The following is a 21,796-nucleotide window of genomic DNA, read 5'->3' on the forward strand; positions in this document are numbered from 1 at the left end:
GATTATCAGTCCGCCCACTGCACCCATCCAGTCCACGCGGTCACCAAAACAACGATCCCGAACACGATGCGGTAATAGGCAAAGGGCACAAAACTGTGGGTGCTGATGTAGCGCAACAACCAGCGCACACACAGCCAGGCGCTGAGGAAGGAAAAGACCAGCCCCGTGAGGAACATGGGCAGGTCTGCCATGGACAGCAGCGCCCGTTCCTTGTACAGGCTGTACACGCCCGCGCCAATGAGCGTGGGAATGGCCAGGAAGAACGAAAAATCGGTGGCTGCCTGGCGCGACAGGCCCAGCAGCATGCCGCCAATGATGGTGGAGCCGCTGCGGCTGGTGCCGGGAATCATGGCCAGGCACTGCACCAGGCCCACCTTGAGCGCATCCAACGGTGTCATCTCATCCACGCTGTGCACGCGCGTGGCGGAGGCCGGACGGCGCTCGGCCCACAGGATGATGAAGCCCCCAATGATGAAGGTGCTGGCCACCACCACCGGCGTGAAAAGGTGCGCCTTGATGACCTTGCCAAACAACAGGCCCAGTACCACGGCAGGCAGGAACCCGATGAGCACATTGAGCGCAAAACGCTGCGCCTGGCGCTCGGTGGGCAAGGCCACCAGGGTGGAGCGGATCTTCTGCCAGTACACCAGGATCACCGCAAAGATGGCGCCGGTCTGGATCGCAATGTCAAACACCTTGGCCTTGGCGTCGTCAAACCCCAGAAGAGAGCCCGCCAGGATCAGGTGCCCAGTGGAAGAGATTGGCAAAAACTCGGTCAGCCCCTCGACGACCCCCATGATGGCGGCCTTGACCAGCAATACAACGTCCACGCGCACTCCTTGCAAATAGGAGCGGGATTATCCGCCGGGCGTGCTGGCGCTGCGGGCGGCGGAGCCCTCCTGCCGCCGGCGCGGGCCACTTTCTCCGCAAAAACGGCCTGCAACTCGCGCCATGCCCTTGCATTTCACGGCCCGAAGGCTGCATTTCGTCGCAAGGCACTGGCTGCCTCTGGGGGCTCCCGGCACAGTCCACCCCATCGAACGCGCCAGGAGCCCCACCATGCAAATCACCCCCGTCATTGCCATCCACCTTGCCGCTGCACTGGCCGCCGTGGTCATCGGCCCGATTGCCCTGTGGGCCCGCCAGGGCGCCACGCAGCGCCCCCGCCTGCACCGTGCGGCCGGGTATGCCTGGGTCACCCTGATGGTGGCCACCGCCGTGTCCGCCATCTTCATCACCGGCGGCCCCGGCCCGCGCTGGGGCAGTTTCGGCCTGATCCACCTGTTCATTCCAGTGACGCTGGGCATGCTGGTGATGGCCTTCGTCTACCTGGCGCGTCGCAACATCGTGGGCCACCGCAAGATGATGCAACGGATCTACATCGGCGCCTGCCTGGGGGCTGGAGCCTTCACCTTGATGCCCGACCGCTTCCTGGGCCACTCGGTCTGGTCCGCACTGGGCCTGATCTGAACACCGCCCCCTCCTCCATCCATCTCCAGCCAGGAATTTTCGCTATGCTCGCCAACCTGCTCATTCAACAGCCCCAGATGCTGGGCGCCATCATCCAGAACACCCCGTACTGGGTCTGGGCCCTGCTTGCCGGCCTGATCGCCCTGGGCGCCAGCCAGCTGGCGGGCCGCAACGTCAGCCTGGCACGGGCCACGGCCATGCCCCTGGCCATGACGGGCCTGTCGGTGTACGGCCTGGTATCGGCTTTCGGCAGCGCAGGCCAGGTTGGCACCTCGGTGGGTGCCTGGCTGGTGGCAGCCTGTGCCATCGCGGGGCTGGCCCTGTGGCTGCAGCCTGCGGCGCCCAGCGGCACGCTGTATGCCGCCACCTCGCGCAGCTTCTATATCCCGGGCAGTGCCATGCCGCTGGGGCTGATCCTGGGCATCTTCCTGACCAAGTACTTCGTCGGCGTGGAGCTGGCCCTGCAGCCCGCGCTGGCCCGTGACAGCAGCTTTGCCTTGCAGATCGCCCTGCTGTACGGCGTCTTCAACGGCCTGTTTGCCGCCCGCGCCCTGCGCCTGTGGGGCCTGGTGCGCCGCAGCGCCGCCTTTGCCGCTACACCACCGGCCTCATCCGCCTCGGCCTGAGCCCTGGCGCACTGCACCTCCCCCACCTTCACCAAGGCTTCTGCCATGCAACATCACCCCCTGATCACCGACCCCACAGAGCGCCTGGCCCGCAAGCGCGCAGGCGCCAAGCTGGGCTGGTACATCCATGCCGGCGCGTACCTGGCAGTCAACCTGCTGCTGGTCGTGCTGTCTGCCAGCAGCGGACGCCACTGGGCCGTGTTCCCCTCCGTGGGCTGGGGCATTGGCCTGGCCATCCATGGCGTGGTGGTGTTTTTCATGGCGGGCAGCAGCAGCCTGCACGAACGCATGGTGCAGGCCGAGCGCGACCGCATTGCCCGCCAGGGCACCCGTTCCTGACCCGTCCACACCCTAGGGAGCTGCCCATGAAAAACCGCTGGATCACCGCCCTCATCGCGGTATGCCTCCACACCGCGAGCCAGGCGGGCACGGGCCTGATGGAGCTGCCGGGCTTGGAGGGAGACGGGCCCGTCACCGTGTTCTACCCCAGCAGCGGTGCCGACGAACCCGTGAAGCGGGGCCCCTTCCAGCTGCAGCTGGCCTGGCAGGCTCCCGCCGTGCGGGGCAATGGCCGCCTGGTCGTCATCACACACGGGTCGGGCGGCAACCCGTGGGTCCACACCGACCTGGCACGCGCCATGGTGGCAGCAGGCTTTGTTGTTGCGTTGCCCGAACATACGGGGGACAACGCCAAGGACCCGTCCACGCCCGGCCCCGAAAGCTGGAAGCGCCGCCCCGCCGAGGTCTCCCGCGCCATCGATGCCGTGGCCCGGGACACCCGCCTGGCCCCGCTGCTCGACCGGGACAAAGTGGGGGTCTTTGGAGGCTCTGCCGGTGGCCACACGGCCCTGAGCTTCGCAGGCGGTGCGTGGTCGCCTGCACGCTTTCGCCAGCACTGCGAGGCCCACATCGCCGACGACTTTTCCTCCTGCGTCGGCTTCATCACCCGGCTGCACGGCAATCTGCTGGACGGCCTGAAGAAATGGTTTGCGCTGGCCGTGATACGCCACCGCTTCGGCGACGACACCGCCTACACGCACCAGGACCCGCGCGTGCAGGCCACCGTGGCCAGCGTGCCGTTTGCGGCCGACTTCGACATGGCCAGCCTGGCCCACCCGCGCATCGCGCTCGGGCTGGTCACGGCAGGCATGGACGTGAACCAGGTGCCGCGCTTTCACAGCAGCGCCGTGCTCGCCGCCTGCCAGGACCGCTGCACCCATGTGGCCCACCTGCCGGGCGCCAGCCACGGTGCCATGTTGTCCCCCATGCCGCCGCTGCACCTGCTCAACGACGTGCAGACCGCGCTGCTGGGCGACCCGCCCGGCTTTGACCGCAACGTGCTGCCCGAGGTGGACGCCCGGATCGTGGACTTCTTTGCCCAGCACCTGCAGCCACTGCCAGCGCCCCATCGCTGAGCCTCCAGCGGGTGGCGCCTTGGCCACCATCCACCGTATGCTTCCCATCTCCACGGCCACCCCGGCCTGCTCGCCACGATGACACCAACCCGCACACCCCAGCCCCGCCGCCGTTACACCATGTGGATCGCAGCCCTCCTCCTGACCGCCGCCCTCGCAGGGCTTGCCGCTGCCATTGCCTGGGGCGGCCCCAAAGACATTCCGCCGCTGGCCAGCATCAACAACCCGTTCAAGGACGTGGACTACAGCAATGTGCCCCCGGCCCAGCGTTACACGGCGCGCGATGGCACATCGCTGGCCTGGCACGGCTACAGCCCCACGGGGGGCACAGGGGGCACGGATGCCTCGGCAAGCGCCCCCCAGCGCCGGGTGGTTCTGGTGCACGGGTCTTCCGCACGCGGGCAGTCCAACCATGTGCTGGCACAGGCGCTGGCTGCCGCAGGTTACGCCGTGGCATCCCTGGACATGCGGGGGCACGGTGCTTCCGGCCCCAGGGGCCAGGCCGCATATATCGGTCAGATGGAAGACGACATCGAGGACTTTTTGCGCGCCGTGCCCCACGCGGGCCCGCAAACGCTGATGGGCTTCTCGGCAGGCGGCGGGTTTGCACTGCGTTTTGCGGGCAGCGCGCGGCAAGGCCTGTTCGACCGCTATGTGCTGCTGTCGCCTTTCTTGCACCACAACGCGCCCACATCGCGGCCGGACAGCGGCGGCTGGGTCTCGGTGGGCCTGCCGCGCATGATTGCCGTCACGTTGATCAACCAGTTCGGCATCACCCGGTGGAACCACCTGCCCGTGCTGAGCTTTGCCCTGAACGATGTGGCGCGCGAGCTGCTCACGCCCAGCTACTCGTACACGGTGGCCACCAACTTCCGCCCCCGCGACGACTACCAGGCCGACATCCGCAATGCCCGGGGCACCGTCTGCATCGTGGCCGGAAAAGACGACGAACTGTTCTACGCCGACCGCTTTGCCGACCTGTTTGCCCAGGCAGGCAAACCCGTGCCCGTCACCCTGGTGCCCGGCGTGAACCACATGGGGCTGACGCTCGATGCGCAGGCCGTGGCCACGGTGGCGCAGCAGGCCTGCCCGACGTAGCAATCCGCCGTGCCCCCTAGAATTCTGACCACCCTGCCCCACGCCCCTTTGCCGCCATGCCAACTCCCCTGAGCCCCGAAGAACTGGACACGCTGGCCCGTCGCCGCGCCAACGCCAAGCTGGGCTGGTACCTGCACGCAGTGGCCTTCGTGCTGGTCAACGCAGTGATTTTTGCCATGTCGCGCTATGCATTTGGCAGCCGCCCCTGGTCGGTGTACCCCCTGCTGGGCTGGGGGCTGGGGCTGGTGCTGCATGGCGTGTCGGTGTTTTTGCTGGGCACCGGCGGCGGCCTGCGCGAGCGCATGGTGCAGCGCGAGCGCGAAGCCCTGCAGCGGCGCCAGAACCGGCCATGACGCTGCGCCGCGATTTCAGTGGGGTCAGCAAGCTGCGGCACTACCTGCAGGTGGTCGCCTTCACGCTGGTCGTAGCCACCCTCCAGTACGCCTTCATGCCCGACAAGCCCTACGGGCCGCCGGTGGTGTATTCGGTGCTGATCGGCACCTTCACCTGGGCCATCATCGACCTGGGCCGCGAGCTGATGCCATCGGCCGCCGAAACCGGCTGGCCGCAGGGCTGGCAAGGCATCGCGCTGGTGGCTGCGGGCATCGTCATCGGCTACCTGGCGGGCACGCTGCTGGCGGATGCGCTGTGCGTTTACTACTTCCACTTCTACCCGGCGGGCGCCTCGCTGTCCGGGGCCGACCAGCGCACATCCATCCTCATCACGGCCATTGCCGGGCTGGTGGGCAGCTACTACTTCTACGCCATGCACAAATCGGCGTACCTGGAAGACAAGATGGCCGAGGCGCGCATGCACGCCACCGAAGCGCGCCTGAAGCTGCTGGAAACCCAGCTCGAACCCCACATGCTGTTCAACACCCTGGCCAACCTGCGTGTGCTCATCGGCACCGACCCCGCCCGCGCGCAGGAGATGCTGGACCGCATGATTGCCTACCTGCGCGCCACGCTCAGCGCGTCGCGCAGCACCCAGCACCCGCTGGAGAACGAGTTTGATCGCCTGCGCGACTACCTGGAGCTGATGGCCGTTCGCATGGGCCCGCGTCTGGCCTACACACTGGACCTGCCCGACACCCTGCGCAACGTACCCGTGCCCCCGCTGCTGCTGCAGCCCTTGGTCGAGAACGCCATCCGCCACGGACTGGAACCCCAGATCGAAGGCGGCCACATCACCGTGCGCGCCAGCACCCGGCCGGGCAGCGGCGGCCCCCAGCTGGTGCTGGAAGTGATAGACACCGGTGTGGGCCTGCCCGAGCAGTTGCCCACACCCGGCCCCGGGCAGAGCTTTGGCCTGGCCCAGGCGCGCGAGCGGCTGGCCACCCTGCATGGCAATGCAGGCACTCTTGAATTGATAGCTGAAAACACAGGCGGGACGCGCGCAAACGTCATTTTTCCCTTGAAAAATCCACCCCCACCATGAACCCGCCCGCCCCCCGCGCTCTGATTGCCGAAGACGAACCCCTGCTGGCCGCCGCCCTGCGCCAGGAGCTGGCCCGCGCCTGGCCTGCGCTGGAGATTGTGGCCACCGTGGGCGACGGGCTATCGGCCGTGCAGCAGGCGCTGGCGCTGCGGCCCGACGTGTTGTTCTTCGACATTCGCATGCCCGGCCAGACCGGCCTGGACGCCGCCGTGGAACTGGCCGACGCCTGGCCCGGCGATGTGCCCTTCCCGGCCCTGGTGTTTGCCACAGCCTACGACCAGTACGCCGTGCAGGCCTTCGACGCCCAGGCGGTGGACTACTTGCTCAAACCCATCGAGGCCCGCCGCCTGGCGCGCACGGTGGCCAAGGTGCAGGAGCTGCTGGCACAGCGCCAAGCCAGCGCGGCTGCGGCGCCTGCTGCGGCCGCCCCCGCGCTGGAGGCCACCATGGCCCAGTTGCGCGCCTTGCTGCAGGCGCCCGGCGTGGGTGCAGCAACCCCACCGCCACCACCTTCGCAGCCTGCACAGCCTGCTGCACGGCTGAGCGTGATCCAGGCCAGCCATGGCACACAGATCCACATGGTGCCGGTGGCCGAGGTGGTCTATTTCGAGGCCGCCGACAAATACGTGCGGGTGCTGACCGCCGAGCGCGAGTACCTGATCCGCACCGCGCTCAAAGAGCTGATCGAACAGCTCGACCCGCAGGAGTTCTGGCAGGTGCACCGCAGCACCCTGGTGCGCGCCACCCACATTGCCACCGTCACGCGCGACGAGGCAGGCAAGCAGCACATCAGCCTGCGCGGGCGGCCCGAGCGGCTGCCGGTGAGCCGGCTCTATGCGCACCTGTTCAAGGCGATGTAGCCGCGCCCACCATCCACGCGGGTTTCAGGCGGGCGGCAGAGCCTCCCAGCGCCCGGCCACGTTCTTCAGCAGCGCATTCACGGCCGACAGGCGGCGGCTCTTCACATCGATCAGGCTGCGCTGGGAGGACAGCACCGTGGTCTGGGCCGTCAGCACATTCAGATAGCCCACGGTGCCCGCACGGTACTGGTTCTCCACCACGTCCAGCGCGCGCTGCGCGGCGGCCGTGGCCTCGCGCTGCAACTGCTCTTCTTGCGCCAATGCGGCAGCGGCGGTGAGGTTGTCCTCCACTTCCTGCAGCGCCGCCAGCACGGTCTGGCGGTAGGCCGCCGTGACCTGCGCGTGGTTGGCGCGGGCTGTCTCTACCGCTGCGTTGCGCGCGCCGCCGTCAAAAATGGACGCCGCCAGAGCAGGCCCCAGCGACCAGAACAGGTTGGGTGCACTGAACAGGTCAGCCAGTGGCGAGCCCCGGTAGCCGCCCGCCGCCGACAGCGTGAGCGCAGGGAAGTACGCAGCACGGGCCACACCGATCTGCGCATTGGCGGCGGCCACGCGGCGCTCGGCGGCAGCGACGTCGGGGCGGCGCTGCAACAGATCGGACGGCAGGGCCTGGGGCACGCTCGCCGGTGCGGGCAGCGCGGCCGTGGCTTCCAGCGCAAAGGCTGCGGGCGCCTGGCCCAACAGGGCGGCCAGCGCGTGCTCCAGCTGGCTGCGTGTGGTCTGCGATTCCAGCAGCTGCACCTGCGTGGACTTGTACTGCACCTCGGCCTGCGCCACATCGGCGCTGGAGGCCACACCCGCCGCCTGGCGGTTGCGCGTCAGCTCCCAGCTCTTGTCGTAGGCCTTCAGGGTCTCGGCCAGCAGGGCGGCCTGGGCCTCGGCGGCACGCAGCGAAAAATAGGTCTGCGCCACCGTGGCCTGCAGCGACAGGCGGGCGGCGGCCAGGTCGTCGGCACTGGCCTGGGCACTGGCCTGCGCAGCACTCACCCCAGCCGACACACGGCCCCACAGGTCCAGCTCCCAGCTGGCAGAAAGGCCCAGCGAATGGCTGGTGCTGATGCGTGCGGTGCTGCTGCCGTCGGATAGTTGGGTGCCGCTGCGCGCGCGGCTGCTGCTGGCATTGGCGCCCACGGTGGGCAGGGCCGCCGCGCTGCTGCTGGCCACTGCCGCCTGGGCGGCGCGCAGGCGCGCGGCACTTTGCGCCAGCGTGGGGCTGCTCGCCTCGGCCTGCTGCTGCAGGCGGTCCAGCACGGCGTCGCCGTACACCGTCCACCAGGTGGTGGGCAACACATGCGCGGCCTGTGGTTGTGCGGGCCTCCAGATGCCCTGGGCTTGGGCAGCGGCCTGTTCCTTGTAGGCCGCCGGGATGTCCATGGTGGGGAGCTCATAGGGGGGCGTCTGTGCACAGCCCGCCAGCCACAGGCTGCTGGCCAGCGCAACAGGCCAGGTGGCCCGGCGTGAAAAAGTGGAAGAGGTCATCCGTCGTTTCCTTGCAGTGCCACCGGGGTCGCTGGCGTGGCGACCGCTTGCTTGCGTCGGCGGCCCACGGCGCGCAGCACGCGCGTGCGCAGCCGGTCCAGCGCCACATACATCACCGGCGTGGTGTAGAGCGTGAGCAGCTGGCTCACCAGCAGGCCGCCCACAATCGCAATGCCCAGCGGCTGGCGCAGCTCGGCGCCATCGCCTCGGCCCAGGGCCAACGGCAGCGCGCCAAAGATGGCCGCCACGGTGGTCATGAGGATGGGGCGCAAGCGCAGGTTGCAGGCGCGGTAGATGGCCTGCGCGGCCGTCACAGGCGCCCCGCCCTGCTGGCGCTGCCGCGTCAGGGCAAAGTCAATCATCAGGATCGCGTTCTTCTTGACGATGCCGATCAGCAGGATCACGCCGATGAGCGCAATGAGAGAGAACTCGGTCTTGAACAGCATCAGCGCCAGCAGCGCCCCCACGCCCGCCGACGGCAGCGTGGACAAGATGGTGACCGGGTGCACCAGGCTCTCGTACAGCATGCCCAGCACCAGGTAGATGGTGATCATGGCCGCCAGGATCAGCAGCGGCTGGCCCGCCAGCGCATCCTGAAACGCCCCCGCCGTGCCGCTGAACGAGCCCCGCACCGACACCGGCACGCCCAGCTCAGCCACCGCATTGCGCACGGCATCCGACGCCTGCGACAGCGACACCCCCGGCGCCAGGCTGAAGCTGATGCTGCTGGCGGGTGTGCCCCGGTCGTGGTTGACCGAAAGGGGCGTGTTGGTGGTGGTGATGCGTGCAAACGCGGTGAGTGGAATCGGCTGGCCCAGGTTGTTGACAAAGAAAAAGCCGCGCAGCGTCTCGGGGCTTTGCAGGTAGCGGGCCTCGGCCTCCATCACCACGCGGTACTGGTTGAGCGGGTTGTAGATCACGCCCACCTGGCGCTGGCCAAAGGCGTCGTTCAGCGTGGCGTCGATCTGCGCCATGGTCAGGCCCAGGCGCGCCACGGCGTCGCGGTCGATGACCAGCGAGGTCTGCAGGCCGTAGTCCTGCACATCGCTGTTCACGTCCTCCAGCTCAGGCAGCTGGCTCAGCACCTGGCGGATGCGCGGCTCCCAGGTGCGCAGGTCGCCAATGTCGTCGGCCTGGAGCGTGTAGTCGAACGAGGCGCCGCTGCTTTGCCGCCCGCCGATGCGCACATCGCGCTGCGGCGACATGAACAGGCGCGCGCCGGGCTCGTTCTTGAGCTGCTCGCGCAGCCGCGCAATGACAGCCTCCGAACTCTCCTGCCCCGGCCCGCGCTTGAGTGTCATGAACATGGCCGCTGCGTTGCGCTGCCAGCCACCGGTGAAGCCGGTCACATGCTCCACCGCCGGATCGGCCTGCACGATGGACAGGAAACGCTGCAGCCGCTGCTCCATCGCCTGGTAGGACGTGGCCTGGTCGGCCCGAATGAAGCCAGAGATGCGGCCCGTGTCCTGCTCAGGCATGAAGCCCTTGTCGATGGCGGTGTAGAGGTACACGTTAAGCCCCACCACACAGACCAGCGCCAGCAGGGCCACCGGCTGGTGGCGCAGGCACCAGGCCAGGCTGCGCCGGTACAGGCGCATGCCGCGCGCCTGGGCGCGGTCCACCCACCGGCCCACCGCGCCCCGCCAGCCGCCGCGCCGCACGGGGGTGAGGTGCTGGGGCTTGAGCAGCGCCGCGCACATCATGGGCGTGGTGGTGAGCGACACCACCATCGACACCAGGATGGCCGAGGACATGACGATGGCGAACTCGCGGAAAAACCGCCCCACGATGCCGCCCATGAACAGGATGGGCACGAACACGGCAATGAGCGAGAGGCTCATCGACACCACGGTGAAACCGATCTCCCGCGCGCCGTCGAGCGAGGCCCGCAGCGCGGTCTTGCCGCGCTCCATGTGGCGCATGATGTTCTCGAGTACCACGATGGCATCGTCCACCACAAAGCCGGTGGCCACCGTGAGCGCCATGAGCGAGAGGTTGTCGAGCGTGTAGCCCGCCAGGTACATCACGCCAAACGTGCCCGCCAGCGACACCGGCACCGCCACGCTGGGGATGAGCGTGGCGCGCCCGTTGCGCAGGAACAGAAACACCACCAGCACCACCAGCGCCACGGCGATCAGCAGCGCGCGCTCGACCTCTTTGACAGAGGCGCGCAGCGTGGGCGTGCGGTCGGAGACGATCTCGATGTCGATGGCCGCCGGGATGGACGCCTTGAGCGCGGGCAGCAGCGAGCGCACCCGCTCCACGGCTTCAAGGATGTTGGCACCGGGCTGCTTGTAGACCTGCAGCAGGATGGCAGGCTTGCCATTGGCCACGCCGAAGTTGCGCACGTCCTGCACCGAGTCCACCACCTCGGCCACATCCTGCAGCCGCACGGCCTGGCCGTTCTTCCAGCGCAGCACCAGGGGCGCGTAGTCGGCCGCCACTCGGGCCTGGTCGTTGGTGGCCACCTGCCAGTAGTGGTCCTCGCGCTCCACCGCACCCAGGGGCCGGTTGGCATTGGTGGTGACGATGGCGCTGCGCACCTGCTCCAGCGAGATGCCGTTGGACGCCAGACGCACCGGGTCCAGCTCCACGCGCACGGCGGGCAGCGCGCCACCACTCACTGTGGCCTGCCCCACGCCTTCGACCTGCGAGAGTTTTTGCGCCAGCACCGTGGAGGCCGCGTCGTACATCTGCCCGCGCGTGAGCAGGTCGGACGTGAGCGCCAGGATCATGATGGGCGAATCCGCCGGGTTGACCTTGCGGTAGGTCGGGTTGCTGGGCATGCCCGTGGGCAGCAGCGTGCGTGCGGCGTTGATGGCCGCCTGCACATCGCGCGCGGCGCTGTCCACGTTGCGGTCCAGGTCGAACTGCAGCGTGATGGAGGTGCTGCCCAGGATGGAGCGCGAGGTGATCTCCGTCACACCCGCGATGGCGCCCAGCGACCGTTCCAATGGCGTGGCGACGGTGGCAGCCATGGTGTCGGGGCTGGCGCCGGGCAGGCTGGCGCTGACCGAGATGGTGGGGTAGTCCACCTGCGGCAGGGGGGCGACGGGCAGAAGGAAGTACGACACCGCACCAGCCAGGGCCAGACCCAGGGTGAGGAGCATGGTGCCGATGGGGCGGTGGATGAAAGGGGTGGAGAGGCTCATGGGCGGGCCTCTTCTTTTAGGCCTTTTTGGGCGTTTGCGCGCGTTGGCATTGCCTTTTTAGCTACATTATTTATAGCATTCAACGTGCTTTGGCTGCGGGCGGAGGCCGGGGTGTGCGCCCGGCGGCGCAGTAACTTTCTTTCGTCTCGCCGAAAGAAAGTCACCAAAGAAAGGGCGACCCTGCTGTCTGCGACCCCTTCGCTGCGCTGCGGGGCAACCTGGGGTGCTCGGTCACGGGGTGCACCGCAGAACTCGCTGCGCGCCTGCGGCGCTGCGCTCGAACAACTGCGGTGAGTCCGTTCACGAAGCATGCGCGCGAAGGCGCGCATGCCTCCCCGCGCCCTGCGCGCCCCAGGCGCATCCAGAAGGGAAACCGCGAGTCGGACATCCACACGGGCCATCGCTGCGCTCGGCCCAGCCTGCGCAGCGCGAGGCGCTTGCACCCGCGAGATAGGGCCGAGCGAAGCAATGGCCCGTGTGGCTGTTTGGATGTTCGGCTGCCCACCCCCCTGCTGGCTGCGCCTGCGGCGGGGCGGTTGCGGGGTGAGCATGGGCGTCGAAGCGCCCATGCTTCGTGCTCTGACTCGCCGTGGTTGTACGAGCGGCGCGCGCAGCGCAAAGCGAGTTCCACGGCGCACCCCGCAACCGCCCCGACGCAGGTTTGCCCCTTCGCACAGCGAAGGGGTCGCGGACTGGGGGTCGCCTTTTCTTTGCTTACTTTCTTTTGGCGAAGCAAAAGAAAGTGAGTCGCCTGCCGGGGCGACAACCCGGCTCCCGCCCTCAACCCGAGCATGCTTTTCAAACCAGCACGCCCAGGCTTCGACCAGCTCAGCCCGCACGGTAGATGACAAAGCGCAATCCACGAACGCCATCACGCCACCTCACCCCGCCGCCCACGCCACCGCTGCGCCCACCCCTCAAACGTGAGGTAAATCACCGGCGTCGTGAACAGCGTGAGCAACTGGCTCAGGATCAGCCCCCCCACCATCGTCACTCCCAGCGGGTGCCGCAGCTCACTGCCCACCCCTGTGCCCAGCATCATCGGCAACGCCCCCAGCATAGCCGCCAGCGTCGTCATCAAGATGGGCCGGAACCGCAGCAGGCAAGCCTGATAGATCGCATCACGCGCACCCAAGCCCTCGTCCCGCTGCGCCTCCAGCGCAAAGTCGATCATCATGATCGCGTTCTTCTTCACGATGCCAATCAATAGCACAATGCCGATGATGGCAATGATGTCCAGGTCCAGCCGCGCGGCCATGAGTGCCAGCAAGGCACCCACCCCGGCCGAGGGCAGCGTGGACAGGATCGTGATCGGGTGCACCGTGCTCTCATACAGCACACCCAGCACGATGTACATCGTGACCACCGCCGCCAGGATCAGCAACAGCGTGTTTGACAACGACGCCTGGAAGGCCAGCGCCGCGCCCTGAAAGCGCGTCTCCACCGACAGCGGCAACAACCCCTCGGCCTGCACTGCGGCCTTTTCGCGCTCGATGGCGGCCACGGCGTTGCCCAGCGACACGCCCGGCGCGGTGTTGAACGAAATCGTCGCAGCCGGCAGCTGGCCCACGTGGTTGACCACCAGCGGCATGTTCCGCTCCTCGATGCGCGCCACCGACGACAGCGGCACGGGCGCCCCCGCGCTGGAGGGCACATAGATGCTCTGCAGCGCCTCGGGCCCCACCTTGAACTGCGGCGCCACCTCCAGCACCACGCGGTACTGGTTGGACTGGGTGAAGATGGTCGAGATGAGCCGCTGGCCAAAGGCGTTGTACAGCGCGGCATCGATGCCCGCCACCGTCACCCCCAGGCGGCTGGCCTGGGCGCGGTCGATCTGCACATAGGCCTGGCGGCCCTGGTCCTGCAGGTCGCTGGCCACGTCGGTCAGCTCGGGCAAGGCGCGCAGGCGGCGCAGCAGTTCGGTGGTGCTGGTGGTGAGCTGCGGCATGTCGGGCGACGACAGCAGCCACTGGTACTGCGTGCGCGCCACACGGTCTTCAATGGTCAGGTCCTGCACAGGCTGGATGAACAGGCGGATGCCCGGCAGGTTCTGCACCCGCTCGGCCAGGCGCTGCTGTACCACACTGGCCTTGTCGCGCTCAGCATGGGGCTGCAGGTCGATCAGCAGGCGGCCGGTGTTGAGCGTGGTGTTGGCGCCATCGACGCCGATGAACGACGAGACACTGCGCACGGCAGGGTCCTGCAGCAGCCGCTCGGCCACCGCCTGCTGGCGCGCAGCCATGCCCGCAAACGAGATCGACTGGTCCGCCTCGGTGGTGGCCTGCAGCGTGCCTGTGTCCTGCACAGGGAAGAAGCCCTTGGGAATGAACAGGTAGAGCACCACGGTGAGCGCCAGCGTGGCCAGAAAGACCAGCCAGGTCCAGCCCCGGCGGTCCAGCACCCAGGCCAGCATGCGGCCATAGCCTGCAATCGTGCGGTCAAAGAACTGGCCCGTGGCCTGGTACAGGCGGCCGTGGCTCTCCTCGGGCGTGTGGCGCAGCAGGCGCGCGCACAACATGGGCGTGAGCGTGAGCGACACCACGGCCGAGATCAGGATGGCCACGGCCAGCGTGATGGCGAACTCGTGGAACAGCCGCCCCACCACATCGCCCATGAACAGCAGCGGGATCAGCACCGCGATGAGCGAGATGGTGAGCGAAATGATGGTGAAGCCGATCTGCTGCGAGCCCTTGAGCGCCGCCGCCAGCGGCGCCTCGCCCTCTTCCACGTAGCGCGCGATGTTCTCGATCATCACGATGGCGTCGTCCACCACAAAGCCGGTGGAGATGGTCAGCGCCATCAGCGTGAGGTTGTTGATCGAAAACCCCGCCAGGTACATCACGCCGCAGGTGCCAATCAGCGACAGTGGCACCGCTACACTGGGGATCAGCGTGGCCGAGGGGCTGCGCAAGAAGACAAAGATCACCGCCACCACCAGCAGCACTGCCAGGCCCAGCTCCAGCTGCATGTCGCGCACCGAGGCGCGCACCGTGACCGTGCGGTCGGTCAGCACCTGCACATCCAGCGACGCGGGCAAGGTGCTTTGCAGCTGCGGCAACAGGGCCTTGATGCGGTCCACCGTGTCGATCACGTTGGCACCGGGCTGGCGGCGGATGTTGAGGATCACACCGGGCTTGGCGCCCGTGTCTGCCGTACCCGCCCAGGCCGCGAGGCGCGTGTTCTCGGCATCGTCCACCGTTTCGGCCACGTCCTTCAGGCGCACGGGCGCGCCGTTCTTGAAGGCAATGATGAGGTCGCGGTATTCAGCGGCCGACTGCAGCTGGTCGTTGGCATCGATGATGGATGCACGGGCCGGGCCGTCAAAGCCGCCCTTGGCCTGCTTGACGTTGGCCGCCGCGATGGAGGTGCGCACGTCCTCCAGCGTCAGGCCCAGCTGCGCCAATGCCGTGGGGTTGGCCTGGATGCGCACGGCTGGGCGGCGACCGCCCGCAATCGCCACCAGGCCCACGCCCTGCACCTGCGAGAGCTTGGGCGCGAGGCGGTTTTCCACCAGGTCGTTCACACGGATCACGGGCAGCGAGGGCGAGGTGATGGCCAGCGTGAGGATTGGCGCATCGGCAGGGTTGACCTTGCTGTACAGCGGCGGCATGGGCAGGTCGCTGGGCAACAGGTTGCTGCCCGCGTTGATGGCCGCCTGCACCTGCTGCTCGGCCACATCCAGCGCCATGTCGAGCGCAAAACGCAGCGTGATGACCGAAGCCCCGCCCGAGCTGGTGGACGACATTTGCGACAGCCCCGGCATCTGGCCGAACTGCCGCTCCAGCGGGGCGGTGACATTGGAGGTCATCACGTCCGGGCTCGCGCCCGGGTACAGCGTGGTGACCTGGATGGTGGGGTAGTCCACCTCGGGCAGTGCCGAGGTGGGCAGCAGCCGGTAGGCCATCAGCCCCGCGATCAGGATCGCCACCATGAGCAAGGCGGTGGCGATGGGGCGCAGGATAAAGAGGCGCGACAGATTCATGGCGACGGAGGCGCTGGCAAAACAGACAGGGGGGAGACCGGGGAGTCGCTGCGCTCAGCGCGCCGGGCTCGTCGCGCCGCCCTGGGGCTGTTGCGGTTGCAGCCGCTCGCGGATGTAGGCGCGGCGTTCGTCCTGCGGCAGGGCCATCACACGGGCGCGTTCATCGGCAGGCATCTGGTCGAGCAGTGCTTTCACCTGGGGTGGCATGCCGCGTGGCGGCTCAGAGGAAGTCTGCGCCGAAGCAGCAGCGGGTGCCGCAGCGGCGGGTGCAGTGCCCTCGCTGCGCGGGGTGGCGCGGGGCAAGGCCTCTGCGCGCACCGGAGTGGAAGCCGGTGCGGCGGGTGCCACGGCCCCAGAGGCTGCAGACGCGCCCGGGGCGGCTGCGCCCGCCGCGCCACCGGGCCCCATCTGCGCTCGCCGCTCGCGCAAAAAGGCGCGGCGCTCTTCGGGGCTCATCTTCTGCAGCTTTTCGCGCACATCGGGTGGCAGCGATGCCATGAAGGCGCGGCGCTGCGCGGCCTGGTCCTGGGCGGCCTGGTCGGCGCGGGTCACGGCCCCGGCGTCGATCACGGCGACCTTGGCGCCTTCACGCAGGCGGTCGATGCCGTCGGTGACCACCTGCTCGCCTTCGCGCAGCTCGCCTTCGATGCTCACACGGTCGCCATCGGTCACGCCCACGCGGATGCGGCGCTGGGTCACGGTGCCGTCTTCCTGCACCAGGTAGACATAGTTGTTCTGCACGGCCGTGGTGGGCACAGTGAGCACGGCTTCAAGCAGGTTGACCTGCAGGCGCACATTGACGAACTGGTTGGGGTACAGCGCGCCGTCGTCGTTGGCAAAGGCTGCCTTGACCTTGATGGTGCCGGTGGTGGTGTCGATGGCGTTGTCCAGCGCGACCACGCGCCCTTTGGCGATTTGGCGGCGGGCGTCGCGGTCCCACAGCTCCACAGGCAGCTCCTCACCGGCGGCCAGGCGGCGGCGCATCTGGGGAAGGTGCGCCTCGGGCACGGAGAAGGCAGCATCCATGGGCCGCACCTGGTTGATGGTGACCAGGCCATTGGCATCGCTCGGCCCCACCACGTTGCCCTTGTCGGCCTGGCGCAGGCCCAGCCGGCCGGCGAACGGCGCGGTGACCTGGGTATAGCTCAGCTGCAGGCGTGCGGCATCCACCTGGGCCTGGTCTGACGCCACGGTGCCCTCCAGCTGGCGCACCAGCGCGGCCTGGGTGTCCACCTGCTGGCTGGCGATGGAGTCGCGCGCCAGCAGGTCCTGGTAGCGCTTGAGGTCAAGCTGCGCGTTCTTGAGCAGGGCCTGGTCGCGCTGCAGCGTGCCCTGGGCTTGCGACAGCGCGGCCTGGTAGCTGCGGGGGTCGATCTCGGCCAACAACTGGCCTGCACGCACCTCGTCACCCTCCTTGAAGCGCACCGCCACCAGCTCGCCACCCACCTTGGCACGCACCACGGCCGTGGCACGGGCGCTCATGGTGCCGATGGCGCTCACCAACACACGCACATCGCCCCGCTGCACCGTTCCCACCGACACAGGCAGGACGCCACCGCCGCCAAAACGGCCGGGGCCTCCTGCGGGCTTGCGCCCGGCAGGGCCTGCTGCCCCGGCGCCCGCAGTGGCTTCTGTGGCCGCGTCCTGGCGCTGCTTCCACCACCAGGCACCGCCCCCTGCGGCGGCCACGAGTGCGGAGGCCAACAACACTGCAGAGAGCAGCCGCAGCTTGCCGGACTGCGATACAGCGGGCCGCTGTGGACGGGCAAACGGACGGATCAAGGGCATGGTCGGGCGCAATGGTGGCAGGACTTACACGAACAAGGATGCGGGAGCGGTCTACGCCTTGGAGTGGGCGTTTTGCCCGGCCCTTTTTTGCGTAAGTCGTGAATGGATGAGCAAGGGGGTATGGTAGCCAGCGCACACCCAAGGTTTGCCACCAGGAAGGGGCCCTTTACCGAGGATTTACGCGGGCTTTGGGCGGGGTTTACCGGGGCCCCACGCCGGGCCATCAGCGGTTGGTGGCCAGCAGAAGGCCACCGGCCCCCATGAAGAAACCGCCCGTGGCCTTGTTGAGCCGCGCCACACCGCGCGAGGTGCAGATGAAGCGGCGGATCTGGCGGCCAAAGCTGGCGTACACGGCGGTCGAGACGAATTCGCTGCCCAGGTAGATGGAGCCCAGCACCAGAAACTGGCGCGCTGCGGGCTGCGCCGGATCGATGAATTGCGGGAAGATCGCCGCAAACAGGATGATGGCCTTGGGGTTGGTGATGCCCAGCAAGAACTCTTGCGCGATGAGCGCGCGCAGGTTCACCGGCGCCGACCGGCCCTGCTGCGGGCCGCTGCCCGGCACATCTTCCAGCGCCAGGCCACTGAACTCACGGCTGCGCCAGGCGCGCCAGCCCAGCCAGAACAAGTAGGCGGCGCCCACCCATTTCACTGCGGTAAAAGCCGCTTCGGACGCGAGCAGCATGGCCCCGAGCCCCACGGCCGACACCGTGAGAAAGATGGCAAACGCCGCTGCACGGCCCACCGTGGCAATCAGGGCTGCGCCCACACCAGCGCGGATGCCATTATTGAGGCCACAAAAGTTGTTGGGCCCCGGGGTGAGCGAGATGGCAATGGCCACCGGAACGAATAGCAGCGCGTCCATGGAGCAGTCCTTGCGGGATGAATCGAGAGAGGGGAGAGCAGGCCAGTCTACGGCAGACCCTGGCGCACCGCAGCCTGCAAGGCAGAAGCCCCCAAAACGCTCAGCACCGCACCAGATCCACCACCGATCCCCAGGGCACATCCGCCAAGGTTTCGTAGTGCGCCACCACGATCAGGCGGTCCGGCCGGGGGGCCTGGGACGCCAGGGCCTGCGCCAGATAGCGGATAGAGGGTTTGTCCAGGCCGCCCACGGGTTCGTCGATCAGGGTCAGGGGAGCATTCGAGGCCAGGGCCCCGGCCATGAGCACCTTGCGTTTGCTGCCGGTGGACAGCGCATAGAACGGCTTGTGCAGGTGCTCGTGCAGCGCAAAGCCTTCGGTGTGCGCGTCCAGTGCGGCGGTATCCCACAGCGGGTAGCGGACAGGCAGGCTGTCCAGCCAGCCCCGGGCGGTGAGTGTGTCCAGCTCGCCCGAGCGGGGATCGGCCCAGAACACTTTTTGCGCATAGGCCTTGGGTACTTCGCCCGGGCTTGTGCCCTGCAGCGTGATGCGCCCGGCCTGCGCGGTCAGTTCCCCCGCCAACAGGCGCAGCAGCGTGGTCTTGCCACTGCTTTCATCGCCGCGCACCAGCGCCAGGCCTGCGGGCCAGGCCAGCGACAGCCCGTTCAGCACCGCACATTCGGGGTAAGAAAACCGCAGTCCGTCTACCTGCAAAAAAATGCGCTCAGTCACCCGGCCTCCTCCATAGCGAAAGCACGGATTCTAGGAACCTGCGGCGCGCCGCGCCCACAGCCATCCCCCGGTCTGGTTCACCACCAACCCGCACAACACGGCCGTCGCACCCGCCCATTGCAGCGGCAAGGGGGTCTCGCCCAGAAAGGCATAAGCCGCCCAGAGCCCCACCACGGGCACCAGCAGCGAGAACGGTGTGACCCGCCCGGCCGCATGGCGTTGCAGCAGCTGTGTCCACAGCGTGTAGGCCAGCAAGGTAGCCAGGAGGGCCAGGTAGCCCACGGCCAGCAGCGCCGTGCCGTTGATGGCCCGCAGCTGCGCCTCCACGCCGCCCGCCCCATCGCTCCACACGGCCAGGGCAAAGAACGGCACGATGGGCACCAGGCTGCTCCACACGATGAAGGGGAACGGCGCATAGGCCCCAGCCTGCGCCGCACGGCGCGCCACCAGATTGGACACCGCCCACATGAAGGCCGCGCCGAGCGTGAGCACAAACCCCGCCAGCGTCATCTGCCCCGGCCCTTCGCCGTGCGCCAGGCCAATGGTCATGAGCCCCCCAAACGCCAGCGTGAGCCCGCCCCATTGCCAGGGCTTGGCACGCTCGCCCAGCAGGGGGGCCGCCAGCAGCAAGGTGAAAAACGCCTGCGTCTGCATGACCACCGAGGCCATCCCGGCCGTCATCCCCAGCTGGAGGCCCAGGAACAGAAAGCCAAACTGCCCCAGCCCCTGCGCCAGCCCATAGCCCACCACAAAACGCCAGGGCAGCGACGGACGCGGCACGAACAGCAGAAACGGCAGCGATGCCGCTGTAAAACGCAGCGCGCCCAGCAGCATGGGACTGAGCCCCTGCAAGCCCAGCTTCATCACCACAAAGTTCAGCCCCCAGATAACCACCACAGCGAGCGCGCGCAGCAGGTCGCCACGGCTCAAGGCCACTGGCGCATTCATGCGGCAGCCACCGGTGCACCCACCGCCACGGGCCTGCCCTGCCGGGCCCGCGCGGCGACAAAAGCCTCGAACGCCTGGGCGCTGGTTTTGCCTGGCACATAGCCCAGCACTTCCTTGAGTGCCGTGTTCAGCAGCACGGGCCGGTAGCGCAAAAAGTCCAGCTGCTCGGGACCGTAGCGACTCACACACAGTGCGGAGCTCACGGCCAGTGCAGTGCGCAGCAACCCGGCAGGCAGCGCCAGCACAGGTTTGCCCAGGCGCTGGGCGATCTCGCGCAGAGGCAAGGCGCCGTCACCGGCCAGGTTGAAGCACCCGGCACGCTGCGTGCGCAGCGCATGCAGGATGGCGCCGGTCACGTCTTCGTCCCAGATGAAAACGAACGGACTGGCGCTGCCCCGGATGGCCAGCAGGCGCGGCTTTTCGAACAAGGCGGTGATCTGGTTGTCCACCCGTTCGCCCAGGATGGTGCCGATGCGCAGCACCGTCTGCGCCAGCGCAGGGTGCTGCGTGCGGTACTGCGCCAGCATCTCTTCCACCAGCCGCTTGTGGTGCGAATAGGCAAACACTTCATTGCCCCGCAGTGCGTCCGTCTCGCGCAGCCACGCGGGGTTGTCGGCGTGGTAGCCATAGGCCGCGCCACTGGAGCTGACAACCAACTGCTGCACGCCGGTGGAAACACAGGCGCCCAGCACGTTCTGGCTGCCCAGCACGTCTACCGAATATTCAAACTCGCGGCTGGAGCCCTTGCCTGGCGTGACGATGGACGCCAGGTGCACCACGCTGTCGATGGCGTGGTCGGCCAGCGTCTGTGCCAGCCCGGGGTCGCGCACATCCTGCACCAGATAGGACACGCCGGGCACGCGGCGCTCGGCGGGCACCTCACGCACATCGGCCGCCACGATCACACCCGCCTGTTCGCGTGCCAGCGCCGCCACCACGCTGCGGCCCAGAAAACCGTCTGACCCAGTGATGAGGATGCGGCGGTTTGCCCATGCCGCGCCGCTCATGCGCGCTGCTCCGTGGAGCCATCGGCGGGTGGCACGGCGGCGGGCCTGCGCCCCCACCAGCCCGCCAGCGCCAGGCCAGCGATGATGTCCCAGAAGCCCCAGACACCCGCCACCACCGCCATCCCGCCCAGGCCGCCAAAGAAGCTGAAGATCAGCACCAGGCCCAGCCCCGCGTTGCGGATACCCACCTCGATGCTCACGGCGCGCCGGTCGTAGTCCGGCAGGCCGCTCAGGCGCGCGCAGGCATAGCCGGTGCCAAAGGCCAAGGCATCGTGCAGCGCCACCGCCAGCAACACCAGACCCACGTAGTCCAGAAAGTAGCGCCAGTTGCCCGCCACGGCACCGATGATGAAACCGATCAGGCAAACAAAACTGAGGATGCGCACGGGCTTGTTCACCCGTTTTGTAAAACGGGGCAGCTTCTCGGCACAGAGGATGCCCAGCACAAACGGAATGCCGATGATGGCCACAATGTGCCCCGCCATCTCCAGCGGGTCGAGCGCAATGCTGCGCAGCAGGGGCGCCGCCGTGGGGTGCATGCCGCCCCAGAACGCGAAGTTGAGCGGCATGAGCACGATGGCCAGCGCGTTGGAGATGGCTGTCATCGACACCGACAGCGCCACATTGCCCCCGGCGCGGTGCGTGAGGATGTTGCTCACATTGCCCGGCGGGCAGCACGCCACCAGGATCATGCCCAGCGCAATGCTGGGGCCGGGCTGGAGCAGCAGCGTGAGCACAAAGGTCACCGCAGGCAGCACGATGAACTGCGCAGCAATGCCCACCGCCATGGCGCCGGGCATGCGCAGCACGCGCTTGAAATCGGCCACGCGCGTATCCAGCGCAATGCCGAACATGAGAAAGCCCAGCACTACATTGAGCACCACGAGCGATGCGGGGTTGAAGTTGAGGCGTATTTCGTCCACGGGCAGCATGGCGGT

The 21,796-nt window shown here is 68.0% G+C and carries 18 protein-coding genes; 8 read left to right on the plus strand and 10 right to left on the minus strand.

Going from position 1 to position 21,796, the window contains the following annotated elements; genetic code table 11:
* Positions 1 to 5 precede the first annotated feature (5 nt).
* Positions 6 to 830 (minus strand): undecaprenyl-diphosphate phosphatase, encoded by an 825-nt coding sequence (locus tag ACYZGB_RS19550; protein WP_462390515.1) that lies wholly within the window; start codon positions 828 to 830, stop codon positions 6 to 8.
* A 229-nt stretch (positions 831 to 1,059) separates the two neighbouring features.
* Here ACYZGB_RS19550 and ACYZGB_RS19555 point away from each other — a divergent pair, with 229 nt between their 5' ends.
* The 8 genes from ACYZGB_RS19555 (at position 1,060) to ACYZGB_RS19590 (ending at position 6,907) form a co-directional block, all read left to right on the plus strand.
* A complete protein-coding gene (locus tag ACYZGB_RS19555) occupies positions 1,060 to 1,470 on the plus strand; it encodes a DUF2306 domain-containing protein (RefSeq protein ID WP_462390516.1) in 411 nt (136 codons plus the stop codon).
* Between the two features lie 44 nt (positions 1,471 to 1,514).
* Entirely contained in the window at positions 1,515 to 2,096 is a 582-nt protein-coding gene (locus ACYZGB_RS19560; RefSeq protein ID WP_462390517.1) for a DUF6622 family protein, read from the plus strand.
* 45 nt (positions 2,097 to 2,141) lie between these two features.
* Entirely contained in the window at positions 2,142 to 2,435 is a 294-nt protein-coding gene (locus ACYZGB_RS19565) for a 2TM domain-containing protein (RefSeq protein ID WP_462390518.1), read from the plus strand.
* A 26-nt stretch (positions 2,436 to 2,461) separates the two neighbouring features.
* Positions 2,462 to 3,511 carry an alpha/beta hydrolase family protein gene (locus ACYZGB_RS19570; protein WP_462390519.1) on the plus strand — a complete coding sequence of 350 codons (1,050 nt, stop codon included), beginning with the start codon at positions 2,462 to 2,464 and terminating at the stop codon, positions 3,509 to 3,511.
* Between the two features lie 78 nt (positions 3,512 to 3,589).
* The gene (locus ACYZGB_RS19575) at positions 3,590 to 4,609 is read left to right on the plus strand and encodes an alpha/beta hydrolase (RefSeq protein WP_462390520.1); all 1,020 of its coding nucleotides are present in this window, start codon (positions 3,590 to 3,592) and stop codon (positions 4,607 to 4,609) included.
* A 56-nt stretch (positions 4,610 to 4,665) separates the two neighbouring features.
* Positions 4,666 to 4,962, plus strand: coding sequence for a 2TM domain-containing protein (locus ACYZGB_RS19580; RefSeq protein ID WP_462390521.1), 297 nt, complete (start codon positions 4,666 to 4,668; stop codon positions 4,960 to 4,962).
* Positions 4,959 to 6,047: a sensor histidine kinase gene (locus tag ACYZGB_RS19585; RefSeq protein WP_462390522.1), complete on the plus strand. Its 1,089-nt coding sequence runs from the start codon at positions 4,959 to 4,961 to the stop codon at positions 6,045 to 6,047. Before ACYZGB_RS19580 ends, ACYZGB_RS19585 begins: the two co-directional genes overlap by 4 nt.
* Positions 6,044 to 6,907 carry a LytR/AlgR family response regulator transcription factor gene (locus tag ACYZGB_RS19590; protein WP_462390523.1) on the plus strand — a complete coding sequence of 288 codons (864 nt, stop codon included), beginning with the start codon at positions 6,044 to 6,046 and terminating at the stop codon, positions 6,905 to 6,907. The genes ACYZGB_RS19585 and ACYZGB_RS19590 overlap by 4 nt, the downstream gene beginning before the upstream one ends.
* A 24-nt stretch (positions 6,908 to 6,931) precedes the next feature.
* On the opposite strand, the gene ACYZGB_RS19595 is transcribed toward ACYZGB_RS19590, so the two are convergent.
* The 9 genes from ACYZGB_RS19595 to ACYZGB_RS19635 form a co-directional block, all read right to left on the minus strand.
* Complete coding sequence (locus ACYZGB_RS19595) at positions 6,932 to 8,386, minus strand: efflux transporter outer membrane subunit (protein ID WP_462390524.1); 1,455 nt, start codon at positions 8,384 to 8,386, stop codon at positions 6,932 to 6,934.
* The gene (locus ACYZGB_RS19600) at positions 8,383 to 11,538 is read right to left on the minus strand and encodes an efflux RND transporter permease subunit (protein WP_462390525.1); all 3,156 of its coding nucleotides are present in this window, start codon (positions 11,536 to 11,538) and stop codon (positions 8,383 to 8,385) included. Before ACYZGB_RS19600 ends, ACYZGB_RS19595 begins: the two co-directional genes overlap by 4 nt.
* A gap of 871 nt (positions 11,539 to 12,409) precedes the next feature.
* Complete coding sequence (locus ACYZGB_RS19605; protein ID WP_462390526.1) at positions 12,410 to 15,520, minus strand: MdtB/MuxB family multidrug efflux RND transporter permease subunit; 3,111 nt, start codon at positions 15,518 to 15,520, stop codon at positions 12,410 to 12,412.
* 54 nt (positions 15,521 to 15,574) lie between these two features.
* On the minus strand, positions 15,575 to 17,308 hold the full coding sequence (locus ACYZGB_RS19610) for an efflux RND transporter periplasmic adaptor subunit (protein ID WP_462390527.1): 1,734 nt from the start codon (positions 17,306 to 17,308) through the stop codon (positions 15,575 to 15,577).
* A gap of 223 nt (positions 17,309 to 17,531) precedes the next feature.
* On the minus strand, positions 17,532 to 18,173 hold the full coding sequence (locus ACYZGB_RS19615; RefSeq protein ID WP_462390528.1) for a LysE family translocator: 642 nt from the start codon (positions 18,171 to 18,173) through the stop codon (positions 17,532 to 17,534).
* Between the two features lie 100 nt (positions 18,174 to 18,273).
* Positions 18,274 to 18,903, minus strand: coding sequence for an ABC transporter ATP-binding protein (locus ACYZGB_RS19620; RefSeq protein WP_462390529.1), 630 nt, complete (start codon positions 18,901 to 18,903; stop codon positions 18,274 to 18,276).
* 30 nt (positions 18,904 to 18,933) lie between these two features.
* Positions 18,934 to 19,851 (minus strand): EamA family transporter, encoded by a 918-nt coding sequence (locus ACYZGB_RS19625; protein WP_462390530.1) that lies wholly within the window; start codon positions 19,849 to 19,851, stop codon positions 18,934 to 18,936.
* A complete protein-coding gene (locus tag ACYZGB_RS19630) occupies positions 19,848 to 20,858 on the minus strand; it encodes an NAD-dependent epimerase/dehydratase family protein (RefSeq protein ID WP_462390531.1) in 1,011 nt (336 codons plus the stop codon). The genes ACYZGB_RS19625 and ACYZGB_RS19630 overlap by 4 nt, the downstream gene beginning before the upstream one ends.
* Positions 20,855 to 21,790, minus strand: coding sequence for a bile acid:sodium symporter family protein (locus ACYZGB_RS19635; protein ID WP_462390532.1), 936 nt, complete (start codon positions 21,788 to 21,790; stop codon positions 20,855 to 20,857). The genes ACYZGB_RS19630 and ACYZGB_RS19635 overlap by 4 nt, the downstream gene beginning before the upstream one ends.
* Positions 21,791 to 21,796 lie beyond the last annotated feature (6 nt).

It is taken from the genome of Acidovorax sp. Q11 (assembly GCF_054950075.1).

Bases quoted from the DNA above. Each gene is read 5' to 3' on its own strand.
- ACYZGB_RS19635 (WP_462390532.1), bottom strand. From the start codon at position 21,790: ATGCTGCCCGTGGACGAAATACGCCTCAACTTCAACCCCGCATCGCTC.
- ACYZGB_RS19630 (WP_462390531.1), bottom strand. From the start codon at position 20,858: ATGAGCGGCGCGGCATGGGCAAACCGCCGCATCCTCATCACTGGGTCA.
- ACYZGB_RS19615 (WP_462390528.1), bottom strand. From the start codon at position 18,173: ATGGACGCGCTGCTATTCGTTCCGGTGGCCATTGCCATCTCGCTCACC.
- ACYZGB_RS19560 (WP_462390517.1), top strand. From the start codon at position 1,515: ATGCTCGCCAACCTGCTCATTCAACAGCCCCAGATGCTGGGCGCCATC.
- ACYZGB_RS19610 (WP_462390527.1), bottom strand. From the start codon at position 17,308: ATGCCCTTGATCCGTCCGTTTGCCCGTCCACAGCGGCCCGCTGTATCG.
- ACYZGB_RS19605 (WP_462390526.1), bottom strand. From the start codon at position 15,520: ATGAATCTGTCGCGCCTCTTTATCCTGCGCCCCATCGCCACCGCCTTG.
- ACYZGB_RS19590 (WP_462390523.1), top strand. From the start codon at position 6,044: ATGAACCCGCCCGCCCCCCGCGCTCTGATTGCCGAAGACGAACCCCTG.
- ACYZGB_RS19625 (WP_462390530.1), bottom strand. From the start codon at position 19,851: ATGAATGCGCCAGTGGCCTTGAGCCGTGGCGACCTGCTGCGCGCGCTC.
- ACYZGB_RS19595 (WP_462390524.1), bottom strand. From the start codon at position 8,386: ATGACCTCTTCCACTTTTTCACGCCGGGCCACCTGGCCTGTTGCGCTG.
- ACYZGB_RS19600 (WP_462390525.1), bottom strand. From the start codon at position 11,538: ATGAGCCTCTCCACCCCTTTCATCCACCGCCCCATCGGCACCATGCTC.
- ACYZGB_RS19585 (WP_462390522.1), top strand. From the start codon at position 4,959: ATGACGCTGCGCCGCGATTTCAGTGGGGTCAGCAAGCTGCGGCACTAC.
- ACYZGB_RS19570 (WP_462390519.1), top strand. From the start codon at position 2,462: ATGAAAAACCGCTGGATCACCGCCCTCATCGCGGTATGCCTCCACACC.
- ACYZGB_RS19565 (WP_462390518.1), top strand. From the start codon at position 2,142: ATGCAACATCACCCCCTGATCACCGACCCCACAGAGCGCCTGGCCCGC.
- ACYZGB_RS19575 (WP_462390520.1), top strand. From the start codon at position 3,590: ATGACACCAACCCGCACACCCCAGCCCCGCCGCCGTTACACCATGTGG.
- ACYZGB_RS19580 (WP_462390521.1), top strand. From the start codon at position 4,666: ATGCCAACTCCCCTGAGCCCCGAAGAACTGGACACGCTGGCCCGTCGC.
- ACYZGB_RS19555 (WP_462390516.1), top strand. From the start codon at position 1,060: ATGCAAATCACCCCCGTCATTGCCATCCACCTTGCCGCTGCACTGGCC.